Raw genomic sequence first — 9,651 nt, 5'->3', positions numbered from 1 at the left:
GGACTGCGCCCGCGTCAATGCGGCCTCGATGGGCGTGGCTGTCGCAACGACGTCCGTCGCGGAGGTCGCGACCTCGGCATCGGCGTCGATCGGACGGGTGTGCGCCGTCCATCCGCGGCCGTCCCACCAGCGCTGCTGCCCGTGACCGTCGTCGTACCAGCCCGGCGCCCACTGATCCGTCATGAATGGTCCCCTCGTCCGCGAAGCAGGCGGACGATATCAACCCAGGAGGCACCCGGTCGGAGGCGCGACGGCCAGTCGCTGTTGCTGGGAGCGAGGCAAGCAGTGCGCGACTGTCCGATGTGCGAACGCGGTTCGAATCGAGGTCGTGGGCTGTTCGAAATGGTTGTCGTTCGTCCGAGCGGCACGATCCGCGCGCGGCGGAGGAGGGGGCCCGTTTCACCCTCGCGGAGCTGCTACGCCGGGATCGTCGCGGTGTCGATGACGACGCGGTAGTGCACCGCGCCGTCGACGACGCGGTCGTACGCCTCGGTCACCTCGTCGGCGCCGATGGTCTCGATGACCGCGCCGATGCCGTGCTCGCCGCAGAAGTCGAGCATCTCCTGCGTCTCGCGGATGCCGCCGATGTTCGAGCCCGCCACGCTCCTCCGGCCGCCGATCAGGGAGAACACCTGGAACGACTGGCGCTCGCTCGGGGCGCCGACGTAGACCAGGCTGCCGCCCACGCGAAGGGTGCGGGCGAGGCGGTCGATGTCGACGTCGGCCGAGACCGTGTTGATGATGAGGTCGAACGTGTTGCGGAGGGCCTTCAGGGCTCCCGGCTCGCTCGTCGCGACGTAGTGGTCCGCGCCCAGGCGCAGGCCGTCCTCCTCCTTCGACCGGGTGCGGGAGAGCACGGTGACCTCGGCGCCGAGCGCGTGGGCGATCTGCACGGCCATGTGGCCGAGCCCGCCGAGGCCGAGGACCGCGACCTTCTTGCCGGGGCCGGCGCCCCAGTGCTTGAGCGGGCTGTAGGTCGTGATGCCGGCGCAGAGCAGCGGGGCGGAGACGTCCAGGCCGATCGCGTCCGGGATCCGCAGCACGTACCGCTCGTCGACGACGACCGCGGTGCTGTAGCCGCCGTAGGTGGGCTCGCCGTCGTAGCCGCGGGCGTTGTAGGTGCCGACGTTGCCCTTGAGGCAGAACTGCTCCTCGCCGGCGAGGCAGTACTCGCACTCGCGGCAGGAGTCGACGAAGCAGCCGACCCCGACGCGGTCGCCGACCGTGTACCCCTCGACCTCGGCGCCGATCGCGCTGACGGTCCCGGCGATCTCGTGGCCGGGCACCATCGGGAAGATCGCGTCGCCCCACTCCTCCCGCACCTGGTGGATGTCGGAGTGGCAGATGCCGGCGAAGGCGACGTCGATCGCAACGTCGCGCGGGCCGAGGTCGCGGCGCTCGACCGTGCCGCGGTGGAACGGGGCGCCCGGGGCGTCGGACAGCAGGGCGGGGACGGTGGTGGGCACGAAGGAACCTCCGGAGGCGTGACGGTGCGACGGCACCGGCAGCGGTGGACGAGGGGAGCGCGGCGACGAAGCACGCGGCAGGCGACGATCGTACGGGCGGGGTGCTGGGGGAGGGAGCGCGGGGGACGACGGAGGGGGAGGCCGCGCGGAGGCGGTCGGGTCCGCGTCGACCGAGCCCGGTCGGGATGGAGGACCGCGGGGCCCGGTCCTCGGTCAGATCTCGAAGTAGGTGGCGCCCGTCGTGAGGTCGGTCGTCATGCTGCCGTTCTTCATGTACTGGTGCAGCCGCCCGTCCTGGTCCGCCACGAGCGATGTGCCGCCGCTGTCGGAGATGACGAAGGCGGACCGGCCCGTGCTCACGTCGGTGAGGGTGCTGCCGCATCGGATCACCTGGTGCAGGGCGCCGTCCGGTCCGAAGAAAGACGCGTTCGAATCCATGATCCGGAGGCTAGTGCTGCATGCCGTGGCCGCGGATCGCCCCAGCACGAGGCACGTGGAGCGCACCGGGAGCAGCGTCGGGCGCCGCCGCACCGAACGGCGCCTCCGCCTCCGCCCCGTTCGCGCAGGGCGGACCGGCTTGCCACGATCTGCGCGCGTTTGTCCTGCTGAAGCGCCGGTTTCGAGGTTGCGATATCGGACTCCCGTGATCGCATCACCGCATGGAGACGACGGCCGGGCTGAGCGCAGCGATCGCTTCTGCGCGCAACGCCCGGCCGGACTTCCCGGACCTCACGGACGACCGGCTGCTCGAGCAGCTGGCGTCGATCGAGGAGCTCGGTCGCGTCGTCGACGGACTGCGGATCGCGGCCGCCCGCGAGGTGGAGGTGCGCTCCCGCCCGGTGCTGGGGGAGGAGCGCCTGTCGTTCCGGTCCGGGGTGCGGGACGGCGCGGAGCTCGTCCGCCAGGTCGCCCGGTCGCCGGGGCTGACCGCAGGGTCGTTCAGCGCGTCGCGAGCGCGCAGCGCGAGATGCGGGCGCTGTCGGTGCCCGCGAGGAAGCAGCGCAGCGGGGAGGTGGCGCCTGCGCCTCCGTCCATGCGCTGTTCCGGAGCTGCGACGCTCAGGGACAGTTGCGGCCGCCTCTGCACGAGCAACTGTCCCTGAGGGTCACAACTCGGTGCTGCAGCGCGTGTCACGCGGTGACGAGCGCGAGCAGGAACTGCCCGCCGCCCGGCTTGACCTCCGCGGTGACGGCGATATCCGGCGCGAGCCGGGAGAGCCGGTCGACGAGCCAGGCCCCGGCCTGCTCGGCGTCGTCGCGGCTGGGGGAGCGCGCGACCACCTCCCGCCCGCCCTTGCGCGAGAGGCGCTCGGCCGTCTCGACGATCGGGGCGGGATCGACGACGAAGAGGTCGGCCGGCCACCGGACGACCGCCTTCACCGCGCCCTTCCTCGTGTTGCAGGCGCGGTGCGCGAGGCGCTCCGGTGCCGCGGCACCCTTCTTCGGCTTGACGCTCGTCACCGCGTCGATGCTGGGACCGCGCGGGTCGTTGACGCTCCGGCCGCCGTCCACCGGCTCGTCGCAGAGCCAGCAGCGCCAGCCGTCGCGGTCGCCGACCTCGGTCAGGGTGCTCATGGCTCGACCGTACGGGGTGCTTCGCGGATCCGGATTCCTCTCGCGGATCCGGATCGATCGGCCGACACGCGGGTCTCGAGGGACCGGGAGACGGCGTGTCGTCGATCTCATCCGGATCCGCGAAACGGCGGAGGAGGCGGCATGCCTACGCCCCGGTCGCGTCGTAGCGGAGGCGGACCAGCTGCGAGTCCTCCAGCACCTCGGCGTCGAGCAGTCGGAGGGGGCGGCGGGCGCCGGTGAACAGCTTGCCGCCGTCGCCGAGCAGCGCCGGGCCGACCAGCACGTGCAGCTCGTCGACGAGACCCGCCTCGAGCAGCGGGTTCCAGGTCGTGGCGCTGCCGAAGCTGAGGATCGTGCCGCCGTCGCCCTCCTTGAGCCGGGCGACCTCCGCCGGGCCGGCCGCCCTCGGGACGACACGGGTGCGGTCAAACCAGGGCCAGGAGGGGTCGGGCTGCAGCGAGTCGGAGATCACCAGCCGCTCGAGCCCGACGTTGAGCCGGCCGATCTCCCGCTCGATCTCGGGCTGCTGCTCGTCGGCGAGCACCTGGGTCCAGTACGCGCCGCCGTCGAACCAGCGGCTGCCGTGCACGACGGCGTCGGCGTCGAGCAGCAGGCGCGCGTTGTACCGGCTGAAACCATCGTCGAAGGGCATCGCCATCACGTCGTGGCCGGGCCCCTCGAAGTAGCCGTCGACGGTCGTGATCACGGACACGATGTATCTGCGCACGGGAGCCTCCTTCTGCCGCCGACGACCGAACCAGCCGCTCGCCGTCGCGGCAAGCGCCTGCGGACTGTTCCGGTGCGTCGTCCCGTCTGGTCAGCGCACGACCCTGGGCAGGAGGGTGCCGATCGGCACCCCGGTCGTCCGAGCCCACGCGTCCGCGGCCGCTGCGATCGCGACCGCCGCACCTGCCAGCACCTGCTCACCGCCCTGCCGCACGATCAGCGCATGGAGGGACGAGAAGGCCCTGCCGCGGGTCGCGAGCGCGAGGATCTCGGCCGCGGGCCTCGCGGTCCTGCGCCACTCCCGCGGCAGCTGCACGATGGCCTGCAGGTTCGTCGGAGCGCCGGCGGGCTGGCCGCCGAGCCAGTCGTCGAGCAGGCTGAGCGCCATCCCGATGACCGCGGACACCTCCGCGACATCCGGGCGGCGTGCCTCCGGCTCCACCTGCGACAGGAGTCCACGGGCGAGCCCGTCCCGGTCGTCGGCGAGCGCAGCGGCGAACAGCAGCAGGAAGGCGGCCGCCGCGACCCGACGGGGTCCGACCGGGGTGAAGAGCTCGAGGTTGCGGCGCTCGACCGCGCGATCCATCGCCGCCTGCAGCGTCGCGAGCTCGGGAGCACCATCCGGATCGTCGAGATCGATGCCGTCGGCGGCGAGCAGCGGCTTCAACTCCTGCATCAACTCGTCCGCGAGACCGGGGCGATGACGGATCTCGATCGTCCGGCCGTCCTCGGTCGTCACGGACGCCGGGAACGGGGACGTGGGGGACGACGGGACCGGGCGGTGCCGATCGGCGCTCGCCCGCCTCGGCGTGGGGTGACCGAGGCCGTCGACGACGGCGCGCAGCTCGTCGTTCGGCGCCGTGTACCGCAGCCTGCCGGTCGGGCGATCCGCCAGCGACAGCGAGATGTCGAGCAGGTCGTCGTCCTCGAGATGCCAGCGATCGAGCATCCGGCCCATGTCGTTCAGGATCCCGACGACGCTGCGGTTCGCGGTCGGCGCGATCCGGGCCTCCCGCATGAGGGCCAGTTCCTGCGAGACGAAGGAATCAGGGATCGCCAGCGCGGCCATGACCTCGGCGGCCGCGTCCGGGAGGCGCGCGAGGAACGTCCGTGCCGGAGCGAGGGGCAGCACGACCGGGAGCAGGGTGCGCTCGTTCACGATGAGCACGCGCGGGCTTCTGCGGCGCACGAGGTTGGCGTACCACGCACCCAGAGCGGTCGTGGAGACCGTGCCGCTGGCGGCGGGACCCGTCACCTTGGCGCGGAACGCAGCGGTGCCGTGGATGACGAGCATCCGCTCATGCTGGCAGGCGACAGCATCGGCGCGGTCCGGAGGGCGCGAGACGCTCGTGCTCCGTGGGTGCGTGCTACGGTGTGCTACGTGCGCACGGTCAGTCATCGGGAGATGCGGAACAGCAGCGGCGAGATCCTGCGGGCCGTCGCCGCGGGCGAGACCGTGCAGGTGACGAACAATGGCCGGATCGCGGCGCTCATCGTGCCGCCTCCGGCCGACCCGATCGACGAGCTCGTGGAGCGGGGGCAGGCGCGGGCGCCCCGGGTCGCCCGGATGCGGTTCTCCGATCCGCCCGGGTCGAGCAGCGGGTTGACGACCGCCGCGATCCTCGACGACGTGCGGGGGCCCTGGTGAGGTGGTATCTCGACACGTCGGCCGCCATGAAGCTGCTGGTGCACGAGCCCGAGTCGAACGCATTGGTGCAGACCCTCAACGCCCGAGGCGACGCCGACCGGCTGGTCGGTTCGTGGCTGCTGCACACCGAGCTGCACTGCGCTGCGGCCCGCCACCCCGAAGCCGTGGAAGCGGGTTCGGTCGACGCCGTCCTGGACGGCCTTACCCTCGTCGACCTGCTCCGCGTCGACCTGATCGGAGCGCCGACCGCGGGCGCCGGGCTGCGCTCGCAGGACGCGCTCCATCTCGCGGTCGCGCTGCGCGTCGACGCGGACGCCATCCTCACCTACGACGACGAGCAGGCGGCAGCGGCCGAGCGTGCCGGCCTCGCGGTGCTGCGACCGAGCTGAAGCCCGAGTCCGAGTCGCCGCGGGACTGATCGCGCTGGATCAGCCGAGCGAGCCCCACGTGCGCTCGGCGATGCCGACGATCCCGCGCAGCTTCGCCCACTGCTGGTCCTCGGTCAGCACGTTGCCCTCCTCCGTGGACGCGAAGCCGCACTGCGGGCTCAGCGCCAGCTGCGCGAGGGGCGCGTGCTCGGTCGCCTCCTCGATCCGCCGCTCGATCACCGCGGGATCCTCGAGGGTGCCGGACTTCGAGGTCACGAGTCCCAGCACGACGCGCTTGTCGCCGTCCGGCAGGAACCGGAGGGGCTCGAAGCCGCCCGCCCGGTCGGTGTCGTACTCGAGGAAGTAGCCGTCGTAGTCGCAGGTCTCGAGCAGCTGGCGGGCGACCGGCTCGTACCCGCCTGAGGCGATCCACGTCGAGCGGAAGTTGCCGCGGCACACGTGCGTCGTGACCGTCAGGTCGTCCGGCCGGTCGCGCAGCGCCTCGTTCAGCAGCTCGGCGTACGCGTCGGCGATGCCGCGGGTGTCGATGCCGCGCTCCTCCGCCCGCTGCAGCTCCACCTCCGAGCACAGGTAGGCCCACGCGGTGTCGTCGAGCTGCAGGTATCGGCAGCCGGCGGCGGCGAAGGCGCGGATCGCGTCCCGCCACGTCGTGGCGAGATCGGCGAACAGGGCGTCGCGATCGGGGTGGACGCCCCGGTCGACGGCGTCCGCGGCCAGGCGGAAGTGCAGCACGGTCGGGGAGGGGATGCACATCTTCGGCACGACCGCGGTGTGATCGCGGAGGAACGCGAAGTGCCGCAGCATCGCGTGGTCGGCCGGGAAGCCGATCCGGTCGCGCACCTGCACGGCGAGCGGCGCGGGGGCCGCGCCCTGGAAGGCCATGCCGCTCTCGCCCTCGACGACGTCGACGCCGTCCAGCAGGTCGAAGAAGTCGAAGTGCCACCAGCCCCGGCGCAGCTCGCCGTCGGTGGCGGCGCGCAGACCGGCCGCCTCCTGCGCGCGGACGACCTCGAGGATCGCCTCGTCCTCGATCGCCGTCAGCCCCTCGGCATCGAGGCGGCTCTCGGCGAACGCCGCGCGGGCGTCGTGCACCCGCTGCGGGCGGAGGAGGCTGCCGACGTGGTCGGCGCGGAAGGGGGCGGGATGCTGCGGCACCCAGCCTGTCTAGCAAGCCATGCCGGACTCAGACCCCGAGCCGGGTGCGTCGGTCCAGCAGGAAGTCCCGCTCAGCCTCGTTCGCGGTGAAGACGAGCGCCTCGTCGTACGCGAGCCGCGCCTCCTCCGCCCGGCCGAGCCGCGCGAGTACGTCCGCCCGGGACGCCGCGAGGTACGGGTAGCGGGCGAGCTGCGGCTCGGCGGCGAGGGCGTCGAGCGCCTCGAGGCCGGCGAGCGGGCCGTGCGCGAGTCCGACCGCGACCGCGCGGTTCAGCGCGACGACCGGGGAGGGCCACCGCTGCAGCAGCAGGTCGTAGAGCGCGACGATCTCCGCCCAGTCGGTGTCCTCGAAGCGCGCGCTGCCCGCGTGCACCGCGGCGATCGCCGCCTGCAGCGCGTACCGGCCGGGCGGCCGGGCGGTGAGCGCCAGCCGGACGAGCGCATCGCCCTCGGCGATCGCGTCGCGGTCCCAGCGGGAGCGGTCCTGCGCGTCGAGCAGCTGCAGGCGGCCGGCGTCGTCGACGCGGGTGGCCCGCCTGGCGTCGGTGAGCAGGATCAGGGCGAGCAGCCCGGCGACCTCCCGGTCCTGCGGCAGCAGCAGGCGCAGCATGCGGGCCAGGTCCAGCGCGCGCCCGGCCAGGTCCGGCCGGGTCAGCGCGGGGCCGTCCGCGGCGGTGTGCCCCGCCGTGTAGAGCAGGTGGACGACGTGCAGCACCGCGTCGACGCGCTCCGGCAGCTGCTCGGCGGTCGGCACGCGGTAGGGGATGCGAGCGGCGGCGATCTTCTTCTTCGCGCGGGTGATCCGCGCGGCCATGGTCGTCTCGGCGGTGAGCAGCGCCTTCGCGACCTCCGGGGTCGTGAGCCCGCAGACGAGGCGGAGGGTCAGCGCGATCTGCGCCTCCACCGCCAGCGCCGGGTGGCAGCAGGTGAACACGAGCCGCAGCCGGTCGTCCGGGAACGCGCCTCCCGCTTCGGGCTGCTGCACGGGCTCGGGCTCGATCAGCAGCGGCAGCTTCCGCTGCAGCACCGCCGCGCGGCGCACCCGGTCGAGCGCGCGGTTCCGCGCGGAGGTGGTCAGCCAGGCGGCGGGGGAGGTGGGCACGCCGCCCTGCCACGCGGTGAGCGCGGTGAGATACGCCTCCTGCACGCACTCCTCGGCCAGGTCGAGGTCGCGCGTCACCCGCACGGTGGCCGCGAGCACGCGCGCCCAGTCCCGGCGATGCGCGTCGGCGACCGCCGCCGACACCGCCGCGGGGGCGGCGGTGTCGGGCGGGATCGACATGTCAGCCGACGGTCCGGATCGGCCGGACCTCGAGGCCGCCGAACGGCGCAGGGATCTGCTTCGCGAGGTCGAGCGCCGCGTCGAGGTCCTCCGCCTCGAGAAGGTAGTAGCCGCCGAGGACCTCCTTCGTCTCGGCGAAGGGGCCGTCGCTGACGACGCCGTCCCGGATCGTCGTGGCGGTCGACGCCGACTGCAGCCACGCGCCGCCGACCATGGCCGTGCCGCCGTGGGTCTCCCCGAACCGCGTGTGCTCGGCCATCGCCGCCTCCGCCTTCGGGCCCCAGGCCGCCCAGCCCGCCTCGTCCTCGTAGATCAGCACCAGGTACTGCGCCATCTCGGTCCTCCTCCTTCGGCCCGCTTCTCGGGCCTTCACTCCTCTGACGAACGGCGGGTGACCGGATCGACAGGTCGGATCAGCGGGTCGGCTCGACGAACCCGACCACCAGGGCCCAGCTGCCGCCGTCCGGCGCCTGCACGGCGATGCTCCAGGGCGGGGAGCCGACGTAGCCGAAGACGTCGGGCGCCTCCGCGGCGCTCGTGCCGGTCGCGACGATGCTCGGGTGGGCGGACCAGCCGCTGTAGGTCTCGGCCCGCAGCGCGCGCCAGGCGATCGGCCCGGTCCCGGCGGAGGAGACGGCGACCACGACCCGGCCGCTGCGGACGGACGCCGCGGAGGTGTCGAGGCGCACGACCGCGTCGCCGGACCCCTGGAAGCGCTGCGCGACCGCCACGCCGTCGTCCGCGGGGAGCAGGACGGCCGTCTCCTCCTGCACGGCGCCGGGTCGCTGCTCCAGCGTCTGGCCGTTGCCGATGTCCTGCACGACGACCGCGGTCCCGGCCGCCGGGGCGCCGTCGGTCGCGATCGTCGGTGCCGCGTCGATCGACCGGGGAGGGAGGCGCGCCGGGGCGGCGGGCGCGGTGACCGCGATGCCGATCACCGCGACGAGCAGGGCGGCGCCGATGCCGACGGCGACGAGCGGCCGCCGGCGGCGCATCTGGCCCTGCCGGTCGACCGGCTCGGGCTCCGCGGGCGCGAGCGCCTCCCGCTCCTCGGCGTACCGGCGCAGGTCCTCGGCCGTCGCGCCGTCGCGGTACAGGCGGCGGCGCAGCACGTCGAGGCGCTCCCGCGTCTCGGCGGGCTCCGGAGGCGCGGTCATCCCGTCATCGTGCACCCACGCGCTGCGGAGCGCACCACCGGGGTCCTATCACCGCAGGCCCTTGGCCGTGAGGTAGCCGCGGATGGCCACCTTGATCTCGGCCATGTCGACCTCCCGGCCGCCCAGCGCGCCGCGGGTGATGCTCATCACCGTGTCCGCGGTGCGGCGCAGCTCGGCCGGGTCGTGCCCGGGGTTGCGGGCGGACAGCAGGCCGGCGACGCGGGCCGCCAGCGCCTCCTCCACCTCCGCGACGG

General features: G+C 73.7%; 13 protein-coding genes. 2 read left to right on the top strand and 11 right to left on the bottom strand.

Going from position 1 to position 9,651, the window contains the following annotated elements; genetic code table 11:
- From ACFE60_RS14985 to ACFE60_RS14960, 6 genes are all read right to left on the bottom strand, one after another.
- A partial coding sequence (locus ACFE60_RS14985; RefSeq protein WP_375389667.1) for a DUF2510 domain-containing protein occupies positions 1–183 on the bottom strand: 183 nt, incomplete at its 3' end.
- Positions 184–416: 233 nt separating this feature from the next.
- Positions 417–1,466, bottom strand: a complete 1,050-nt coding sequence (locus ACFE60_RS14980) for an NAD(P)-dependent alcohol dehydrogenase (protein WP_375389666.1) — start codon at positions 1,464–1,466, stop codon at positions 417–419.
- A gap of 213 nt (positions 1,467–1,679) precedes the next feature.
- Positions 1,680–1,904: a hypothetical protein gene (locus tag ACFE60_RS14975; protein ID WP_375389665.1), complete on the bottom strand. Its 225-nt coding sequence runs from the start codon at positions 1,902–1,904 to the stop codon at positions 1,680–1,682.
- Positions 1,905–2,596: 692 nt separating this feature from the next.
- A complete protein-coding gene (locus tag ACFE60_RS14970) occupies positions 2,597–3,040 on the bottom strand; it encodes a hypothetical protein (protein ID WP_375389664.1) in 444 nt (147 codons plus the stop codon).
- Between the two features lie 145 nt (positions 3,041–3,185).
- A complete protein-coding gene (locus tag ACFE60_RS14965; RefSeq protein WP_375389663.1) occupies positions 3,186–3,767 on the bottom strand; it encodes a dihydrofolate reductase family protein in 582 nt (193 codons plus the stop codon).
- Between the two features lie 90 nt (positions 3,768–3,857).
- Positions 3,858–5,060 (bottom strand): DUF6933 domain-containing protein, encoded by a 1,203-nt coding sequence (locus ACFE60_RS14960; protein ID WP_375389662.1) that lies wholly within the window; start codon positions 5,058–5,060, stop codon positions 3,858–3,860.
- An 87-nt stretch (positions 5,061–5,147) separates the two neighbouring features.
- On the opposite strand from ACFE60_RS14960, the gene ACFE60_RS14955 reads away from it, so the two are divergent.
- Complete coding sequence (locus ACFE60_RS14955) at positions 5,148–5,414, top strand: type II toxin-antitoxin system Phd/YefM family antitoxin (RefSeq protein ID WP_375389661.1); 267 nt, start codon at positions 5,148–5,150, stop codon at positions 5,412–5,414.
- Positions 5,411–5,803, top strand: coding sequence for a type II toxin-antitoxin system VapC family toxin (locus ACFE60_RS14950; RefSeq protein WP_375389660.1), 393 nt, complete (start codon positions 5,411–5,413; stop codon positions 5,801–5,803). Before ACFE60_RS14955 ends, ACFE60_RS14950 begins: the two co-directional genes overlap by 4 nt.
- Positions 5,804–5,842: 39 nt before the next feature.
- Here ACFE60_RS14950 and ACFE60_RS14945 read toward each other — a convergent pair whose 3' ends face one another.
- The 5 genes from ACFE60_RS14945 to ACFE60_RS14925 form a co-directional block, all read right to left on the bottom strand.
- Complete coding sequence (locus ACFE60_RS14945) at positions 5,843–6,958, bottom strand: 5-methyltetrahydropteroyltriglutamate--homocysteine S-methyltransferase (RefSeq protein ID WP_375389659.1); 1,116 nt, start codon at positions 6,956–6,958, stop codon at positions 5,843–5,845.
- Between the two features lie 28 nt (positions 6,959–6,986).
- Complete coding sequence (locus tag ACFE60_RS14940) at positions 6,987–8,240, bottom strand: RNA polymerase sigma factor (protein ID WP_375389658.1); 1,254 nt, start codon at positions 8,238–8,240, stop codon at positions 6,987–6,989.
- Between the two features lies 1 nt (position 8,241).
- Entirely contained in the window at positions 8,242–8,574 is a 333-nt protein-coding gene (locus ACFE60_RS14935; protein WP_375389657.1) for a YciI family protein, read from the bottom strand.
- Between the two features lie 79 nt (positions 8,575–8,653).
- Positions 8,654–9,397: a hypothetical protein gene (locus ACFE60_RS14930; protein WP_375389656.1), complete on the bottom strand. Its 744-nt coding sequence runs from the start codon at positions 9,395–9,397 to the stop codon at positions 8,654–8,656.
- Between the two features lie 48 nt (positions 9,398–9,445).
- Positions 9,446–9,651 (bottom strand): hypothetical protein (locus tag ACFE60_RS14925; protein ID WP_375389655.1); only part of this gene is annotated, 206 nt, incomplete at its 5' end.

This window comes from uncultured Amnibacterium sp. (assembly GCF_964245895.1).
In the GTDB taxonomy this organism is placed as follows: Bacteria; Actinomycetota; Actinomycetes; order Actinomycetales; family Microbacteriaceae; genus Amnibacterium.
Note: the sequence above shows the minus strand (reverse complement) of the source record. Positions and strands in the feature narration are given on the sequence as shown.

Excerpts from the sequence above, each read along its gene's own strand:
- ACFE60_RS14975 (WP_375389665.1), bottom strand. The coding sequence starts at position 1,904 with ATGGATTCGAACGCGTCTTTCTTCGGACCGGACGGCGCCCTGCACCAG.
- ACFE60_RS14970 (WP_375389664.1), bottom strand. The coding sequence starts at position 3,040 with ATGAGCACCCTGACCGAGGTCGGCGACCGCGACGGCTGGCGCTGCTGG.
- ACFE60_RS14960 (WP_375389662.1), bottom strand. The coding sequence starts at position 5,060 with ATGCTCGTCATCCACGGCACCGCTGCGTTCCGCGCCAAGGTGACGGGT.
- ACFE60_RS14940 (WP_375389658.1), bottom strand. The coding sequence starts at position 8,240 with ATGTCGATCCCGCCCGACACCGCCGCCCCCGCGGCGGTGTCGGCGGCG.
- ACFE60_RS14935 (WP_375389657.1), bottom strand. The coding sequence starts at position 8,574 with ATGGCGCAGTACCTGGTGCTGATCTACGAGGACGAGGCGGGCTGGGCG.
- ACFE60_RS14930 (WP_375389656.1), bottom strand. The coding sequence starts at position 9,397 with ATGACCGCGCCTCCGGAGCCCGCCGAGACGCGGGAGCGCCTCGACGTG.